This window comes from Anabaena sp. CCY 9402-a (genome assembly GCF_963920945.1).
GTDB lineage: Bacteria > Cyanobacteriota > Cyanobacteriia > Cyanobacteriales > Nostocaceae > Trichormus > Trichormus minutissimus.
Map to the genome: position 1 here is coordinate 1 of NZ_CAWUDL010000104.1, position 17,155 is coordinate 17,155.

Genomic DNA, 17,155 nt, shown 5'->3' on the forward strand with positions numbered 1-17,155 from the left:
AGAACTCCGTTGACGAGTCTTTGATACTCATTCATCTACCTGAGAACTCCGTTGACGAGTCTTTGATACTCGTTCATCTATCTCAGAACTCCGTTGACGAGTCTTTGATACTCATTCATCTACCTGAGAACTCCGTTGACGAGCCTTTGATACTCGTTCATCTAACTCAGAACTCCGTTGCTCTCAAATTTGTCTTGAATGTAGACAATGAAACAACCTATTTTCCGTGTTGCTGCTCAAGTAGGCGACTTTATGGGGACACAAAATATTGTGTCCCTGTTGTGTATTGTAGGTAAATGGGAATTGCTGTATATTTTGATCTAGTTTAATAAGTTTGTTAATTAACCGAGAAGAAAAAAGTGTGCTGTTAGTATCTCTCGGTTAGTAAGTGAGATTTTATACTAATCTGTTGCTAGATTTGATCTGGCGATGAGAAACTGTGTCTACACAAACGAAACTAGCAAAGGCGGGTTTTTAAACTTTGATTCCGCGATGGTGGACTGTGCTTCTATAGCCACGCATTCTATTTGCTAAGTAGGGCTTGCTTAAAGGATGTTTGGAAAGTTGCGAAAAATACTAGAAACCCCTCTCCAAAGACGCGGAGCGGCTTCTCGCTAGAGTACCTCTCCCTTACAAGGCTACGGTGTACACACACACATCTTTGTGCTGGGATCAAAACTTTGCAGGATAAGGTGATCAGACTTGTGTGTACACCGTAGGGGTAAGATGTGGGGCTTCTCTCGGTTCAAGCTAATTGATTGACTTAGCAATTCCCCCCAACTGCAACCCCGGCGGATAACTACCCTCTTCCTTAATGCGCTTAATTTCCGCATCAGTAATCCGTAAGCCTAACTTTTGTGCCAAGGTCTGTACAATATCTCCCCGATCAATTACCCCACCCACAGCACCCGCAGGTGTCAGAACAGTCACACGCGGTAAATTCCCATTTTCTAGCTTGTTGATGACCTCAGCCATAGAAGTTGACTCAGCAACCGTGGGTATTTCGGTCAGAGGATGGACAATACTGTGCAGAGTTTGGGTTTCCCATTGGCTTCTCTCTACCAAGCGCAAATCCTCAATGGTGACCATTCCCCGATAACGTCCATCAGAAGCAGCAAAATAAACTTCTGGTGCAGTGGCTTCTAATAAATACGCGTCAGCAAAGGAACGCAAAGTCTGGTCAGCATCAATAACGCGAAAGTTCCGAGTCATTGCATCGGCGGCTGTCACCTTCAGCAAGGTTTCCTGTAATGTCGTCATCTTGTCATAGGTGTTGGCGTTACGCACAGCAAACCAACCTAACAACGCAATCCATAAACCAGTGACTAACTCTCTAGTTAAGAAATCTACCGCAAATCCTAGGGCGATCGCACCATAACCTAAAATCTGTCCTGCCCTAGCTGCCCAATGTACAGCTTGAAAGCGGTTTCCGGTAATTTGCCACAGTGCAGCTTTTAATACTTGACCACCATCTAAAGGCAAACCGGGAATCAAGTTAAACAAAGCTACAACCAAATTAATTCTCGCCAAATCACCCACCATCATACTGATTGGGCTAGCATCAGGCACAACATTACTCCCTAATCTAAGAAGAAAAAACAAGCCAATACTCACCAAAGGCCCGGCAATGGCTACCTGAAAGGCTTTCCCCGGCGTTTTAGATTCTTCCTCAATCGCCGCAATCCCACCAAACATAAATAGGGTAATAGAATTAACTTTAATCCCTTGCGATCGCGCTGCTAAACTATGACCCAATTCGTGCATTAACACCGAAGCAAACAGCAGCAACGCCATGATGATTCCCGCACTCCAGGCTGTGACAGTTCCCAATTCTTGGTAAGCTATACCAAAATTCAGAGTAGCTAACCCCAAAATTACGAACCACAGAGGGTCTAAAAATAGGGGAATGCCAAATAAAGACCCGATTTTCCAATTTGTTTGCATTACATTATCCTAAAATTAAATATTTTCAGCAGACATACCGCCGATGGTATGGGTGTTTTTACATATGAATTTGTAATTTTTTTATGGGAATACACAACAAAAACAGCGATCGCTGCTTGATCTGCTCTCCATCCTAGAATAGACAATTGAATCGATTTGGGCGTTTAAAAAATAAAAAAATATAAATTTCCCATGCAATAGGGACTAGGGCGAAACTTTTTATTTCTATTCTGGAACAGCTTACGACACCAGATAATTTTAGCAATAATAGTTAGTTAGTTAAGTGAGTTGAGATTTAGCTAAGTATGGATAACTTACCTCAAAGCAAGTCTAGCTCCCCTGCTGGGGGTGGTTTACCTGTGATTCAGTATTGGGTAGAACAAACTCTCTCACCACAAGGATTAAAATTATGGCAAACTCTCAATCATAAAAGTGCGTGTTTATCCTGCGCCTGGGGTACGGGTGGACAAAAAGGGGGATTTGTTAATGAAGCGGGGGAATATTTACAACGCTGTGCTAAAAGCGTAGAGGCGATCGCTGCGGAATTGCAACCAGGAATTAAACAATATTTTTTCCAAGAACATAGCATTAGTGAATTACAAAAACTGACTTCTCAAGAATGCGATCGCTTGGGTAGATTAAGTTATCCTCTGATTCTCAGATCAGGTTCATCTCATTATCAACGTATTAGCTGGGAAGAAGTTTACCACATTGCTACACAAGCCTTTAATTTACCCCCAGCAAGGATTGCTAGCTATAGTTCTGGACGTTCATCGAATGAAGCGGCCTATTTACTACAATTACTAATGCGATCGCTAGGTAGTAATAATCTAGCAGACTGTTCAGATTTGTGTCACGCACCGTCAACAGTGGGTTTAAAAAAAGTTTTCGGCTCAGGCACATCAATGATCAGCCTAGAGAGTCTAAAACATAGTGATTGTATTCTTCTAATTGGTTCTAACGCACCTGCAAATCATCCGCGACTAATGAACGAATTAATCAAATTGCGGGAAAGAGGCGGTAAAGTAATTATTATTAATCCCCAAATTGAAATCGGTTTAGTTAAATTTGCATCTCCTGCATTTCCTATCAAATCTCTACTCACAGGTGGTTCAGATATATCCTCTTTATATTTACAACCAATTCCTGGTAGTGATGTTGCATTATTTGTGGGGTTACAAAAATCTCTAATCGAACAGCATTTGATCAAAACAGAATATCTGAAATCCCATACACAAAATTGGCAAGAAGTTATAAATTACGCTAATAATATATCCTGGGATAACATCACTAACACCTGTGGTTTATCCAAAGAAGAAATCACAGCAACAGCTTATATAATTGGTAAATCAACACGGGTAGTTTTTGCCTGGGCAATGGGAATAACTCAACACGCTAACGGTGTAGATAATATTTTTAGTATTGCTAATACAGCCTTAATTACAGGTAACGCTGGTAAAATTGGTGCTGGGACAATGCCCATTCGAGGACATTCTAATGTGCAAGGATTTGGTTCAATGGGTGTCACTGTACACTTGCGAGAGGAAATCAAACAAGCACTATCTCAACTATTAGGAAAACCTCTAAATGAAACTCCTGGTTATCATACCCGTGATTTAATCACAGCAGCAGAATTAGGCAAGATAGATACACTGTTTTGTTTAGGAGGAAATTTGTATGCAGCCAACCCAGACTTACAGCAAGCAAAACAAGCATTATCGCAAATAGAAACCATTTTTTATGTAGCTACTAAACCCAATTTAGGACATTTCCACGGATTAGCTAAACAGCAAACTTTAATGTTACCTGTATTTAATCGCTTTGAAAATCCTCATAAAACAACAACCGAATCTGGTAATAACTTTGTGCGGTTAAATGATGAAGGTAAAAGTCATTTGCAACCACCTGATGCTGACCTAATTTCTGAAATAGAATTAATCACCGAAATTGCTCATCAGTTACATGGTGAAACACCAATAAATTGGCGTAAATTGCAAGATACAGTTTATGTGAGAGAATTAATTGCTAAAACCATTCCTGGTTATGAAAAAATTGGCACAATTGACCAAACAAAACAAGAATTTATGATCGAAGGGCGGATTTTAGATGAACCTAAATTTCACACATCTGATGGCAAAGCGCAGATGTTTGTCACACCTTTACCGCAATTATCACTACCAACTAAAGCAGCATTTGGTGTAGCAGAAAATCAGCCAGGAATTGTGGTAATTTTAGGAACAGGACGCAGCTATGGTCAACATAATACTGTAGTTTATCGTAATGAAGATAAATATCGAGGAATGCCTCATCGTCACTGCATTTTAATGAATCTTCTGGATGTAAAAAAAGCAGGATTTGAGGAACACCAGCGAGTAACAGTGAAAGGAGATAGGGGAGTATTAGAAAATATTGAAATTATTTGTGGGGCGATTCTTGAAGGTGTAGCTTTTATGTTTTATCCTGAAGCTAATGTCCTATTTAAAGCAAAAATTGATCCTCAAAGTGGCACACCTGCTTATAAAAGAGTTCCAATTTGTATTGTAGATCCGCAACTTCTAACAGGTGACAGGTGATAGGTGATAGGTGACAGTTAAGAGGAGAGAACACCGCGCTCATTTAAGCAAACGCGGTGTGCCTGAGAACTTGCGGTTCAGTTGGATTTGCTCTTCCAAAATAACAATCATGGCGGCAGAACCGCCTTCTTGTGAATATCCCAGCTTTCAGACGGGTAGAACGTCATTCAATAGTGATTGACTGAGGCCCAGTTGCTTTACCATTATGAGCTTCATTCCTTTGGAAAGAATTACTGTTAGCATCTACTTGTTTATCTAACCAACTTTTGACGGGATCATCTGCAAGGTTGAGTCGCAGCACACCAGAGACAAACCCCCCAAAAAAGGAAGCTGGGTGTTGAACCAGTTGCTTAAATATTGGTGATAATTCATCTATGAACATTTAGACTCTCCTGCAATATTTTGCGAAAATTAGCATTTATTCACTAATCGTAACGTGTAAATTTTGCTTTGTTTTAGAGCATCCTATGATTTGCTGAATAGTAAAGCTGAGTTTAAGTGTGAACATCCAGAAGATTTCAAATCCTAGAGTGTACCTTTGAAAGCAGTGGCATGAAATTTGCATCCCACTGCTTAGATTCGTGTATTAATTTGGACTTTGTTCAGGCATCATGCACTTATCAGAGTCACAACCTGCGGGGCCGACTTCCATTAAATCGCCGAAGTCGTAGCGACTTAAGACAGCATAGAAATCATCGGTTTTGCGGCGTGATGCTACTGCTTGCAACATCTGCTCATACTCCTGCTTGGAGATTGGCTCAAATGGCAAACGCGGGAAGGTTTGATGATCATCAAATCTAGCTAATAGTGCTGCACTCATGTAGCCTTCATCATTTTGAATCGCTTCCCAAATGCGAGTTCCTAGAGTTTCTACTTCATGTTCTCGCAACTCGATCGTGGCAGAGGTGTTGTGAGTGACGTAGAATTTCTGCACCTGCATATAGAAATCCATTTGCGCGATCGCATTAAATTTGCTGATATCAATCACATCAGCACCAGGTAAATCAGCCCAAGATACAGCCACAGGGATTTCCACTAGCCATTCTGTCACCCGTGGATCAAACGGATCATCAAGTAAATTCCCCTTTTCATCTTTATCTGATTGAGAGGGAATGATACTGTAACCATATTCCAGACAAGCTAAAGCCACTGGGTCATTTTTACGGCAAGTGATGCGGCGAATAAATCGTTGTGCTTTGGGGGGATGCCATCCGGGACTAGCACCAGTTAACAGCGATTTTGTCCCACTGGGTTGGACAGTTGTACAGCGATTAGGGCGTTTGATATTATGGCGATCGCAATAATCCCAAACCACACGCTGCACAATCTCTTTCCAATCAGTTAAGTATTTTGCTTCTTTGTATTTAAATTCCAATCCTTGAGGTGTTTCAGGTCTTCCCGCTTCCCACCACCGCAACCAATCCACACCAAAAGCATGGACAAAGAAATCAAATAAACCAGTGAAAGAAACCCCAACAATTGGGTCTAATTCCCGACTATATTGATAGCGTGGTTCTTGGAATTGATGATTTAAAAGTGCCGCTACAGATAATGCCCCAGCCGTGAAAGCTTCCTCCTGTTCTTTATAGTTCAATGGGTCAATTTGATTGAGATGTATCTCAGATAGATTACAGTGGAAGTCGCTACCAATAATTTCCATTTTTGTTAACCCAGAGGCTCTTTATCCTCTAGCTCTACGAGTTCTAATTCCTCGCAGACCCGACTATATTTTCTACTAATAATTAGCAATTTTATTAGTAGCCGGAGACTCGTGGAGCTGTTCTAAAAAACAGAGGTAAAACCCAGATTATATTCTTTATCAATTTATAATTTACTTTGAATTGATAAAGTGTTCACTCTCTAGTCTGTACGGTGTCAAAGGTGCTTGAATTCCTCTGATTACCTCGGTATTCCCAATCACAGGGTTCACCGATTTTCCCCGGTGTTTAACGTGAGGCAAAATTACTTACCACACGGATTTAAACCATAACGAGCCAAACGATGTTCTAGCTCATTAGCATCAAGATCAGGATGTCGTGCTTGCAACCAGTCTTTAGCTGTTCCTTGTTCGTAAGCTTTTAAGAAATCAACTTTCAAAGCTTGTGTAGTTAACAAATCACAGTTAGCTCTAGCAACGGCTTCACCAGCCCACTGAATTGCACCTTCACCACTGTAATATTGTTTACGAACAGCATCAACGCACTCTTCTAATGTTGGCTTGCGGTGAAAAACTCTTGTGTGGTTCGCCATCCGTAAAGAATCACGCTCAGGGTCAATGCGCCAGTTGCCATTCTCATCTTGTTGCCATAGGTTATCTTTGGCAGATGCCCCTAATTGATCTTCAGATATGAACTGGCGCATACCGGCACTGTTATGCGTCAAATAGCCATCGCAGTAGAAACAATGAGCTTCTTCCACTTCAATATCATAAGTTTGGACATGATCATAACTGCCCAATGCTTTAACAGTGACAGGAATATCTAAGGAAATATCCGCCTCAGCAATGTAGCGTTCGTAATTGGCATCTACAGTCCGAGAACCTTGAAAACCCATCTCCCGCATTTCGCTGTAGGTGTAGGCTTCCCGCATGATTGCACCAGGAACGGTGAAACCATACATCTTTAGACCTTGGCGTAATTCACCTTTAGTTGAGTGGGGTGCAATGAGACTGTTATAACGCTCCTTCAGTGCGGGAATTGTCAAGTTGTACTTAACTTGCCAAGTGGAATTTTGCGGATAAGTTGTGGTCAGTCTACCAGCAATACCCAAGCTGGATAGAACTACACTTACTTGTCTGATAAATGACCGATAAACTGAAGTCACTAAATGAGGCGGTCGGTTATTCACACCGCCATCGCTGTCCATTAAACCCGCAAGATAAGCAGCCCGGATATCTACTGAACCTTGCAAAATAAAGCTAGGCACTGTTAGAGGAACATTGGGCTGCTTGATGTAACGATGAAAATACTCAGCTAGGCGAATTGATGAACAGATGGATTTAGCTGTGTTTTCGCCTTTGGTTACGCTGTGAACCGCACTCAAGCCAAATAAAGTTAAAGCAGCGTCAATTTTGGCTTGTATTCTACTTGTGAGTTCTGCATCCAAGCTGTTCATTGACCACTCAACACGACCATAGGGTTTATCGTATTTATTGCGACCAAGAGCCACATAACCATCACCATGAGTCAACCCTATTAGCCAAGCTACTTCCGCAGTTAGTTCGGGAACAACAAAGGTCTTAGCTGTGCGACTTTGGGAAGGTCGAGATTCGGTAAAGTCAGGTGGTAAATGGGTAACTGTACCTGGTAAAACTTGCTTGCTATGGAGTAAGCGATCGCCTGCTACTAAACTGTTAACATATTTCCAAACAATGCCTCCCTGAGCATCTCCTAGCACTGCTTGCCGATGGTTTAAAGTTGCTCTGGGGTAAGTAGCATTGGTTTCAATTTCGTAGACATTTTGAAATCCTTGGTCAAATTTATCTACAACTTGCCGGAATCCCAAGGGCGTTTGCACTAAGTCACCCACTTGTACATCACGAATGGGAACTAAACCTTTGGATGTATGAACTAAAGCATCTTCTGGGAGACAACGACGAATATTCCCAGCGACTATGGTGACAGCAGCCTCGTCAATCAACAAACAGCATTCTACAGAACTTAATTGTCTACCGACAGCTTTATTGAGAATGGCAGCGCAACGCTGATATAGTCCGGGTAATTTCACTGGATTCGCCACGCCACCAAAGCCTTTCAAGGTTTCCCCGGCTTGACGGACATCGCTGACATCAACAGTTACTTGGACTTCATCCGTAAATCTTTCATCTGTGGAGAGTTCTAAGATCGTTTGGTAGGATGCCACCCAACCTTCCCGGCTATCTCCCACATGGATCGTAACGCTATTACCTTCTATATGGGTTTGTGTATATTCACGACGTAAATCTTTAGTTGTATTACCAACATCTCCCTGTACAATTACATGAAGACGATTACGGATGGGGGGCAGTTGATTAATATACTGCGGTTCTATGACTGCTCCCGTCCCGCAGCCCATCATGGCTAGATTCATCATCAACCCGAAGGCTTTCCAATCCTGGAGATTGGTAGAGGTGCAATTATACGCACCAGAAAAGTTTTTTGGTTTGGTGATCCAATCTGTACCGCCTACCCACAACCAGCGTCCACTGGGTAAAGATTTCAGTTGGCGTTGAGTTTTTTCTAAGGTAGCGGCTTCTTGTGCAGTCAGTTTACCTAACTCCACTAAACCTTGGATAGTGCGATCGCACACTTCATCCCAAGTTTCTCTTAAACCTGCCGTTGTGCGGCGGCTATAAGTTCTAAAAAATACAGGATTAGCTGCTGGCGCGGTTTCGGGAAACCTTGCACCCTGACGTTTGATTTCCAGCTCTCGAACCATATCAAAAGTGTTGTTGCTTGTGAACAGATTACGACTATACGCCAAGTGGATGGAGGATAAAAGCTTGAAAAATTTTCCACTTTACGCTATGCCATGACTGTACAAATTGCCACATATATTTATGGTGTATAATGACTTTTCCTACCCAGAAAGCTTATATACTGAGTTGCAATTATTAGCAGTATTGAAATATAAAAATCATGGGTATGGGGAAAATTTAGCTTGTCCGCGATCGCAATTCAAATACACAATTGGGACTATCAAACAATTAGATTCAACGAAAAGATTGCTAATTGTCCTACTTTGCGCTAAATATTGGTCTGGATAAATTGCAACGAAACTTAATCATGTCACTAGCTCCTTGGCGAAGCGCGATCGCCCATGCACTGCACCGCAACCGTAGCCTTGTTTACGCCCGTTACCTGCAACTAGCAACAGTCAAAGCTAACGGTCGTCCAGCTAATCGTACAGTTGTTTTTCGTGGTTTTTTGGCAGAAAGCAATCAGCTAAAATTTATTAGCGATCGCCGTAGCCATAAAATTGACCAGATACAGCAGAACCCTTGGGCAGAAGCTTGTTGGTATTTTCCTAAAACACGAGAACAATTTCGGATTACTGGTAACTTGACTTTGGTGAGCAGTGATGAATCTCAGCCTCATCTCCAACTAGCCAGGATTACTATGTGGCAAGAGTTAAGTGATGCTGCACGGTTACAATTTGCTTGGCCTGATCCTGGTGAACCCAAAGCAGAAAAAGCAGCCTTTGAGCCATCACCACCAGATCCTGATCGACCATTGGCTAATTTTTGCCTACTTTTACTAGACCCCACACAAGTAGACCACCTAGAATTACGTGGCGAACCGCAAAATCGTCGTATTTATGATTGTGATGAAAATCAAGCATGGTCTACCCAGGAAGTTAATCCTTAAAGAGTGAGACCAGCAGTGAAAATTAAGGATGCACAAGTGCCAAAAGTTCAAGCCAGATTAAATAAATGTATGAACTGCTACACTCGTTTATTCAGCAACTTTTTCCACAATGCCAAATTGACTTAACACTTATTGAACCTCTTTTAGAGTCAAGAAAAGTTCATCAAGGAGAATTTCTATTTCGAGAAGGTGATATTTGTGATTTCGTGGGGTTGACGTTGAAAGGCTGTTTAAGAACATTCTTCCTTAAAGACGGCAAAGAACTCACACTATTTTTTCACCCTGAACAGCACACGTTGGGCGATTATGAGAGTTTGCGAAGAAGAAGACCTGCTTGTTTTTCCTGTCAGGCGATCGCAGACTCTGAGGTACTCATCGTCAATACACAAGCGATCGAAGTTTTAGAAACTGTACCGGACGGTCAGAAATTACTAAGGCTTGTAGTGGAAGACTTGGCTTTTCAGTTGCGCGATTGCTTACTTTCCCTGTATAGAGATTCGCCTGAGCAGCGTTATGTCAATTTCTTGAAAACCGAGCCAAAACTCTTACAGCGCATTCCACAATATTATCTTGCCTCGCATCTTGGCATTGAGCCAGAATCTCTGAGCCGTTTGAAACGAAGACTTTATCACAAAGAAATCTCTTAACCCAAGTCAATGCAAATTATTAACTTGCACAGTAGAGTCACAAAAAGACACTTTTGTTGCAAAAAAAACTATGTCGCTAGAACAGAATAAGGCAATTGTCCGGAAATTCTATGAAGTATTTGACCAACAAGATGTTGAGCAAGCACGAGAATTAATGTCCCCTGATATTGTGAGCCGAGGGTTGAATGGACTCCCCCTCAAAGGCTTAGATGCGGTGATGCAATATGGAATGATGATGTTTACCGCATTTCCAGATGGTCGCCATACCTTGGAAGAAGTGATTGCAGAAGGCGATAAAGTTGTCACTCGCGGAATCTTCATCGGCACACATCAGGGAGATTTGATGGGTATTCCATCGACAGCTAAACAGGTCAAATTTTCAGTTGTTCACATTGATCGTGTAGTCAACGGTAAGATTGTAGAACATTGGGGGCAAGGCGACACTTTTGCCCTCATGCAGCAGTTGGGTATAATTCCGCCATCCAATTCTTCAGAGGGATAAAGGAATACCAAAAAATAAATTAATATCCCAAATTGGCTGTTAGGGACTTGCATCAGTGAGAGAAAACCTAGAAATATCGAGAAATTATTCGTAGGTTTAGGAGTTTAGGGATTTGGGTGAAGACAAAAGTGAAGTTTTACCCAATCCCCATTCTAAATCCCTGCTCCATCAAAGAACTGTTGTATTGCTTTATCTCTGAGGCTACATACAGGAGCTGATTGTAATGCTTCACCGTCTTTAACTACGTAACTTACCAAGACAGGAGTTTTAGTAGTAGATTGTTGACGCTGTAGAGTTTGTATTTGGTCTTCTAATGCTTCAATACGATTAACCAACGCGCGGATGACTTCCGCCTCTGAATCTGGTAAATTACTGTGTTCTAGAGGTGCAACCCGCACTCCTGAACGATAAACGATCCGGCCAGGTATCCCTACAACAGTGCAATCTGAAGGAACATCCCGCAACACAACAGATCCAGCACCAATGCGGACATTATTACCAATTTGAATATTGCCTAGAACTTTAGCACCTGCGCCGACAACAACATTCTCTCCCAAGGTTGGGTGACGTTTGCCGCTTTCTTTACCCGTTCCTCCCAGGGTAACACCTTGATAAATCAGGGCATAATCACCGATGATAGCTGTCTCACCAATTACTACCCCCATTCCGTGGTCAATAAATACACCCTGTCCGATAGTTGCGCCTGGGTGAATTTCGATGCCAGTCAAAAACCGAGCGATGTGAGAAATCAGACGGGGGATAAAAGGAAGGCCAATATTATGCAGCCAGTGAGCCAACCGATGAAACATCAGGGCTTGTAAACCGGGGTAACAAAACAAGACCTCCAGCCAGTTACGGGCAGCCGGGTCACGTTCAAAGATGATACGAAAATCAGCACGTAGTGTAGAGAGCATCGGGATAGTACCCTCGGAAAGTACAACAAGCTACTTTCCCATCATATCGTTCTAGATGTCCACTCTAATAACGTAAGTTTTGAGCATTGGGCTATTCAATGAGTGGATTTTGGATTGGGTTTCAATCTAAAATCTAAAATTCCCTATTCCCTATCAATGTCACTTGCTCTAAACACAGCGATCGCGTCAGAATAGTAATTAAAATTGCTTAACTTCTCTTCACAATGCCACTAACCCAGCTTAATCAAACTACTACCCCTCAACCGACACCGCCAGACTTGCGGGTGTATGATTATGATTTGGTAATTGTCGGCGGTGGAATTGTCGGCTTAACCCTGGCTTCAGCTTTAAAAGATTCTGGCTTAAACATCCTACTAATTGAGGCTAAAGTCGCGTCTTTAGCAGTCACCAAAGGGCAAGCCTACGCAATTCATATGCTATCGGCGTTAATTTACCAAGGCATTGGCATTTGGGATAAAATCTTGCCTCAAATTGCCAAATATCGCCAAGTCCGCCTGTCTGATGCTGATTATCCTGATGTGGTGGAGTTTGCAACCACCGACATCAGTAAAGACACACCAGAATTAGGTTACGTAGCAGAACACCAAGCACTGCTAGAACCTTTACAGGAGTTTGTCCACAATTGCTCAAATGTGACTTATCTTTGTCCGGCTGAGGTGGTGAATACAAAGTACCAGGCAGATGAGGTAGTCATCAATATTAAAATTGGTGAACAAGTAAAAACCGTTAAGAGCAAATTACTTGTAGCGGCTGATGGATCGCGATCGCCAATTCGCCAAGGGGCTGGAATTAAAACTCACGGCTGGAAGTATTGGCAGTCTTGCATTGTAGCCTTTGTGAAACCAGAAAAAACCCACAATGATACTGCCTACGAAAGATTTTGGACAAGTGGCCCCTTTGCAATTTTACCCTTACCAGGAAATCGTTGCCGCATCGTCTGGACAGCCCCCCATGCAGAAGCCCAAGCCCTGTGCGCTTTAGATGACGAACAATTTTTACAAGAACTTAGCCGCAGATTTGGCCAGCATATGGGCAAATTAGAATTATTAGGCGATCGCTTTGTGTTTCCAGTACAACTCATGCAAAGCGATCGTTATGTCCTCTCTCGCTTGGCTTTAGTAGGTGATGCAGCGCATAATTGCCATCCTGTAGGCGGACAAGGGCTAAATTTGGGCATTCGGGATGCAGCAGCCTTAGCGCAAGTCATTCAAGCAGCGCATCAAGCAGGTGAAGATATTGGTAATCTTCAGATACTCAAGCAGTATGAACGTTGGCGACAAAAAGAGAATCTGACAATTTTAGGATTTACTGATTTGTTAGATCGGATGTTTTCTAATCAATTCCCGCCAGTGGTGTTTGTACGTCGTTTGGGTTTATGGTGTTTGCAGCGCGTACCTTTGCTGAAAGTCTTTATGCTCAAATTGATGATTGGGTTGAAAGGAAAGACACCAGCACTAGCAAGACGTTAAACTTAAATTTTGAGAAATATGACAGATCAAGAACTGTTAAACCGAATCACTTTTAACCCCAAAGTCATGGTGGGAAAGCCTGTCATTAAAGGAACACGCCTTACAGTTGAATACATTCTGAATCTTCTAGCACATGGCACAACAGTAATAGAGATTTTGGCAGAATATGAAGGCTTAGTGGAAGTAGACATCAGAGCTTGTCTTTTATTTGCGTCTCGCTCCCTCGAAAGTGCTGCTTTTATGCCACTACCTATGGAGGTATAGTGTCATCCGTTTTGATCGTTGAATTGATTTTTGTAGGCTCAAAGGAGGAATAATCAAAAAGGAGCTATGGCCTAGATGCGCTTTTTAGTTGATGAGAATACAGGTGTAGTAGTAGCGCGTTGGCTGCGTAGCCAAGGACATGAAGTATTTTCAGTTTATGAGGAAGCACGAGGAATTGATGATGACCAAATAATTCAGAAGGCTGGTGATGAAAACTGGATATTGATCACTAGCGACAAAGACTTCGGTGAAAAAGTTTTTCGAGAACAGCGATCGCATCGAGGTATTATTTTGCTGCGGCTTGAAAATGAACGCTCTGCTAACAAGATTGACACTCTACAACGATTATTAGAAAAATATTCGGAGCAACTATCCGACAACTTTGTTGTGGTGACTGAACAACGAGTTCGATTTGCTAGAGTACAATCCTGATTCAGTGGTTTTTCTAACAAGGTATGCTAGATTTTGACATCAATTTCTGTCACTCAAATATTGTTTATAGGTATTGAGAAATACTCTTGCTCTTCCTTGGTAATGTCGCCTGCGGGGGTTTCGGCGAAATTTGCTGCGTATATTTTTGAGCGTCAGGATCTATATAAATTTGATAAATTTGAGAGCGGTTTTTTCTTCGATATGCTGCATCTGTTTGGCGTTGACTGGAGGTTGGCAAATGATTATCTGATAATTATCGGTTATACATCAACTTTTGATGGAATTAGTTTATGGCAGTGGTTGGACGTTTCGTTTGGTTAGTGAAGAACTTTGTTAACCTTTATAGCTTTGAGCAACGATGCTCCGCCCCAACCTAGGCTATAGTATCTGATCAACGTTCGGCGATCGCCATTACTGAGCAACTAAAAATAAAAACAACGCTAACATCGATAGATTGATATATTTTTCCGAAAATTAAAAATCTCTAGTGAAGAGGTGATTACACTCATGGCAAGGAATGCTAGAGTTTCAAGAAATTCATTGGCACTTCTCAGCGAGTATCCATGCTGAAGAAACTACAACAAAAACCAATTCCCTTAATCGCTGGCGCAGCACTGTTTGCCTTTTCTGCTGGGGCGATGGTATCAGCACCGCAGATCGGCAAATCTTTGGGGCAATGGCTCAATCTGTCGTCAAATCAGACAGAGCAGCTATCTGATGCCAGCAAAGCCAATTCATCTGTGTTCCCACTAATATCACAATCTGTACCAGAACGATCAGCAAAGTTAGCAGAAATCTCACAAAATGGTCGTTCACCAGACAGAGAACGGGCGCGTTACCTATTGGCGAGTGATTATATAGATACCAGACAAGGCCAAAAAGCTCTGGAACTGCTGACAGGTCTAGAGAAAGATTATCCTGTCCTCGCGCCTTATATCTTGCTCAAACAAGCCCAAGCGCAGGATCTGTTAAATCAAGATGGTAAAGCTTCCGATTTAAGGCGACAGGTACTAAAACAATATCCCCAGGAAGCTGCGGTAGTCAAAGCCAAGTATCTCATTGCTCAACCAAAGCTACATGATTCAGCGATCGCTCAATTTCCTTCTAATCCTCTCACCTGGGAAATTATCAGGAAGCGTTTGCAAGAGAATCCCAATCAGCCGCAATTGCAGTTAATTTTGGCTAAATATGCCTATAACCAGCCGGGGATAGTAGGGGTATTAGATCAGCTAGTCAAACAGCCGAATCTCAAAGCAGCAGACTGGGAAACCATTGGTACAGCTTACTGGGACAACAATCAATTTACCAAAGCGGCTGCTGCTTATGCCAACGCGCCTAAAACTGCCCGTAACCTCTATCGGACGGCGAGGGGACTACAAGTAGGCGGCAAAGATCGAGAAAAGGCGATCGCCACTTATAATCAACTAGCAGAGCAATTCCCAGAAGCCAGGGAAACAGGTATGGGTTTATTGCGTCTGGCAGAGATGGCTAATCCGAGAAAGAACGCTCTACCCTATCTTGACCGAGTAATTGTTAAATTCCCAGAGCAAGCCAGTCAAGCCGTAGTTAAAAAAGCGGAAATTTTTCAAGCTCTTAACGACAATAAATCAGCCCAACAAACTTGGCAACAACTCATAACTCAGTACAGTAAGTCTGAGGAGGCGGCAGAATATCGTTGGAAGATTGCCCAAGAAAAAGCCAAAGCTAGAGATTATGCCACAGCTTGGAAATGGGCTACACCAATTGTCACCGAAAACCCAAACAGTATTTTAGCTCCCAGAGCCGGTTTTTGGGTGGGTAAATGGGCGAATAACCTAGGCAAAGAACAAGACGCAAAAGCGGCTTATGAGTATGTAATTAGCAACTTTCCCTACTCTTACTATGCCTGGCGATCGGCGAATATGTTGGGGTTGAATGTGGGTGACTTTAAAAACGTCCGCCAACTCAAACCCGAAGTAGTTCCCCATCAGCGTCCTATCCCGCCTGCTGGTTCGGACAGCTTTAAAGAATTGTATCTGTTGGGACAAGACCGAGATGCGTGGTTGCAATGGGAAACAGAATATCTTAATAAACAGCAGCCTACAATCCCAGAGCAATTTACAGAAGGCTTGATGCGCCTGGCACGGGGTGAAAATCTCTCAGGTATTAACCTCATATCCAAATTAGAAGACAGGGAAACGCCAGAAGAACAAGCCCAATATCAGGAATTTAGCCAACAGATTACCTACTGGCAAGCTCGTTATCCCTTTCCCTACCTGCGAGAAATTGAGAAATGGTCATCTGATCGTCAACTTAATCCTTTACTGGTGACAGCCTTGATGCGGCAGGAGTCACGATTTGAGCCGAAAATTAAATCTGTGGCTGGTGCGACTGGCTTAATGCAGGTAATGCCAGCAACTGGTAAATGGATAGTTTCTAAAATTAAGCTAGATAACAAGACCATTGATTTAGAAAATCCCAACGACAATATCATGCTGGGAACATGGTATTTAGATCATACCCATGAGCAATATAACAATAATTCCATGTTAGCGATCGCTAGTTACAATGCTGGCCCCGGCAATGTTTCCCGATGGTTGCAAACTATACCAAACCAAGATCCAGATGAGTTTGTGGAAGCCATTCCTTTTGGTGAAACCAAAAATTACGTCCGGCAAGTATTTGGTAACTATTGGAATTATCTGCGACTGTATAATCCGGAGATTTCCAACTTAGTGGCTAAATATTCAACCCAGCATCCCAGACTACCGACAGCTGGGGAGTAGGGATTTTAGATTTTGGATTTTGAGGAAAGTTCTGTAGGCGGGTTTCCCAACCTAGGAACGCCACTTGCTACAAGCCGGGAAACCCGTCCAACGCAGTGGCTCAACTTTTCAAGACGGATTGTAGATTGAACTTAATCCAAAATCACAAATCCAAAGTTTCTGATTAATTATGTTTGATGGTTTTGTAGGGTGGGCAATATGTTGGACATGACCATTCCCTACTAACCTGTCACCTGTCACCTGTCACCTATCACCTATCACCTATCACCTATCACCTAT

14 protein-coding genes and 1 pseudogene are annotated in these 17,155 nt (G+C 42.4%); 10 read left to right on the forward strand and 5 right to left on the reverse strand.

Annotation, left to right across the window (positions count from 1 at the left end; translation table 11 throughout):
* Positions 1-750 precede the first annotated feature (750 nt).
* The gene (locus ACM0OR_RS25510) at positions 751-1,944 is read right to left on the reverse strand and encodes a site-2 protease family protein (RefSeq protein ID WP_414579251.1); all 1,194 of its coding nucleotides are present in this window, start codon (positions 1,942-1,944) and stop codon (positions 751-753) included.
* Between the two features lie 305 nt (positions 1,945-2,249).
* Between ACM0OR_RS25510 and ACM0OR_RS25515 the strand changes: the two genes are divergently transcribed.
* Positions 2,250-4,517 (forward strand): FdhF/YdeP family oxidoreductase, encoded by a 2,268-nt coding sequence (locus ACM0OR_RS25515; protein WP_414579252.1) that lies wholly within the window; start codon positions 2,250-2,252, stop codon positions 4,515-4,517.
* Between the two features lie 163 nt (positions 4,518-4,680).
* Here the strand turns inward: ACM0OR_RS25515 and ACM0OR_RS25520 are convergent, their stop codons facing one another.
* The 3 genes and pseudogenes from ACM0OR_RS25520 to ACM0OR_RS25530 all read right to left on the reverse strand — a co-directional run bounded on the left by ACM0OR_RS25520 (position 4,681) and on the right by ACM0OR_RS25530 (position 8,933).
* The gene (locus tag ACM0OR_RS25520; protein WP_323266476.1) at positions 4,681-4,899 is read right to left on the reverse strand and encodes a hypothetical protein; all 219 of its coding nucleotides are present in this window, start codon (positions 4,897-4,899) and stop codon (positions 4,681-4,683) included.
* Positions 4,900-5,103: 204 nt separating this feature from the next.
* Positions 5,104-6,174: pseudogene (gene nrdJ, locus ACM0OR_RS25525) on the reverse strand (ribonucleoside-triphosphate reductase, adenosylcobalamin-dependent); the annotation flags it as partial.
* 305 nt (positions 6,175-6,479) lie between these two features.
* A complete protein-coding gene (locus ACM0OR_RS25530; protein ID WP_414579253.1) occupies positions 6,480-8,933 on the reverse strand; it encodes an LAGLIDADG family homing endonuclease in 2,454 nt (817 codons plus the stop codon).
* A 121-nt stretch (positions 8,934-9,054) separates the two neighbouring features.
* On the opposite strand from ACM0OR_RS25530, the gene ACM0OR_RS25535 reads away from it, so the two are divergent.
* The 4 genes from ACM0OR_RS25535 to ACM0OR_RS25550 all read left to right on the forward strand — a co-directional run bounded on the left by ACM0OR_RS25535 (position 9,055) and on the right by ACM0OR_RS25550 (position 11,011).
* Positions 9,055-9,261, forward strand: coding sequence for a hypothetical protein (locus ACM0OR_RS25535; RefSeq protein WP_414579254.1), 207 nt, complete (start codon positions 9,055-9,057; stop codon positions 9,259-9,261).
* 19 nt (positions 9,262-9,280) lie between these two features.
* Positions 9,281-9,862, forward strand: a complete 582-nt coding sequence (locus tag ACM0OR_RS25540) for an Npun_F5749 family FMN-dependent PPOX-type flavoprotein (RefSeq protein ID WP_414579255.1) — start codon at positions 9,281-9,283, stop codon at positions 9,860-9,862.
* 65 nt (positions 9,863-9,927) lie between these two features.
* Positions 9,928-10,509 (forward strand): Crp/Fnr family transcriptional regulator, encoded by a 582-nt coding sequence (locus ACM0OR_RS25545; protein WP_414579256.1) that lies wholly within the window; start codon positions 9,928-9,930, stop codon positions 10,507-10,509.
* A 70-nt stretch (positions 10,510-10,579) separates the two neighbouring features.
* Positions 10,580-11,011: an ester cyclase gene (locus ACM0OR_RS25550; protein WP_414579257.1), complete on the forward strand. Its 432-nt coding sequence runs from the start codon at positions 10,580-10,582 to the stop codon at positions 11,009-11,011.
* Between the two features lie 152 nt (positions 11,012-11,163).
* Here ACM0OR_RS25550 and cysE read toward each other — a convergent pair whose 3' ends face one another.
* Entirely contained in the window at positions 11,164-11,925 is a 762-nt protein-coding gene (cysE, locus tag ACM0OR_RS25555; RefSeq protein ID WP_414579258.1) for a serine O-acetyltransferase, read from the reverse strand.
* A 224-nt stretch (positions 11,926-12,149) separates the two neighbouring features.
* On the opposite strand from cysE, the gene ACM0OR_RS25560 reads away from it, so the two are divergent.
* The 5 genes from ACM0OR_RS25560 (at position 12,150) to ACM0OR_RS25580 (ending at position 16,876) form a co-directional block, all read left to right on the forward strand.
* Complete coding sequence (locus ACM0OR_RS25560) at positions 12,150-13,415, forward strand: FAD-dependent hydroxylase (RefSeq protein ID WP_414579259.1); 1,266 nt, start codon at positions 12,150-12,152, stop codon at positions 13,413-13,415.
* Positions 13,416-13,433: 18 nt separating this feature from the next.
* The gene (locus ACM0OR_RS25565) at positions 13,434-13,679 is read left to right on the forward strand and encodes a DUF433 domain-containing protein (RefSeq protein WP_414579260.1); all 246 of its coding nucleotides are present in this window, start codon (positions 13,434-13,436) and stop codon (positions 13,677-13,679) included.
* Between the two features lie 75 nt (positions 13,680-13,754).
* Positions 13,755-14,111 carry a DUF5615 family PIN-like protein gene (locus ACM0OR_RS25570; protein WP_414579261.1) on the forward strand — a complete coding sequence of 119 codons (357 nt, stop codon included), beginning with the start codon at positions 13,755-13,757 and terminating at the stop codon, positions 14,109-14,111.
* A gap of 33 nt (positions 14,112-14,144) precedes the next feature.
* Positions 14,145-14,432, forward strand: coding sequence for a hypothetical protein (locus ACM0OR_RS25575; RefSeq protein WP_414579262.1), 288 nt, complete (start codon positions 14,145-14,147; stop codon positions 14,430-14,432).
* A gap of 242 nt (positions 14,433-14,674) precedes the next feature.
* Positions 14,675-16,876, forward strand: coding sequence for a transglycosylase SLT domain-containing protein (locus ACM0OR_RS25580; protein ID WP_414579263.1), 2,202 nt, complete (start codon positions 14,675-14,677; stop codon positions 16,874-16,876).
* Positions 16,877-17,155 lie beyond the last annotated feature (279 nt).

Bases quoted from the DNA above. Each gene is read 5' to 3' on its own strand.
- ACM0OR_RS25565 (WP_414579260.1), top strand. From the start codon at position 13,434: ATGACAGATCAAGAACTGTTAAACCGAATCACTTTTAACCCCAAAGTC.
- ACM0OR_RS25560 (WP_414579259.1), top strand. From the start codon at position 12,150: ATGCCACTAACCCAGCTTAATCAAACTACTACCCCTCAACCGACACCG.
- cysE (WP_414579258.1), bottom strand. From the start codon at position 11,925: ATGCTCTCTACACTACGTGCTGATTTTCGTATCATCTTTGAACGTGAC.
- ACM0OR_RS25540 (WP_414579255.1), top strand. From the start codon at position 9,281: ATGTCACTAGCTCCTTGGCGAAGCGCGATCGCCCATGCACTGCACCGC.
- ACM0OR_RS25520 (WP_323266476.1), bottom strand. From the start codon at position 4,899: ATGTTCATAGATGAATTATCACCAATATTTAAGCAACTGGTTCAACAC.
- ACM0OR_RS25570 (WP_414579261.1), top strand. From the start codon at position 13,755: ATGCGCTTTTTAGTTGATGAGAATACAGGTGTAGTAGTAGCGCGTTGG.
- ACM0OR_RS25510 (WP_414579251.1), bottom strand. From the start codon at position 1,944: ATGCAAACAAATTGGAAAATCGGGTCTTTATTTGGCATTCCCCTATTT.
- ACM0OR_RS25535 (WP_414579254.1), top strand. From the start codon at position 9,055: ATGGTGTATAATGACTTTTCCTACCCAGAAAGCTTATATACTGAGTTG.
- ACM0OR_RS25515 (WP_414579252.1), top strand. From the start codon at position 2,250: ATGGATAACTTACCTCAAAGCAAGTCTAGCTCCCCTGCTGGGGGTGGT.
- ACM0OR_RS25545 (WP_414579256.1), top strand. From the start codon at position 9,928: ATGTATGAACTGCTACACTCGTTTATTCAGCAACTTTTTCCACAATGC.
- ACM0OR_RS25550 (WP_414579257.1), top strand. From the start codon at position 10,580: ATGTCGCTAGAACAGAATAAGGCAATTGTCCGGAAATTCTATGAAGTA.
- ACM0OR_RS25530 (WP_414579253.1), bottom strand. From the start codon at position 8,933: ATGGTTCGAGAGCTGGAAATCAAACGTCAGGGTGCAAGGTTTCCCGAA.
- ACM0OR_RS25580 (WP_414579263.1), top strand. From the start codon at position 14,675: ATGCTGAAGAAACTACAACAAAAACCAATTCCCTTAATCGCTGGCGCA.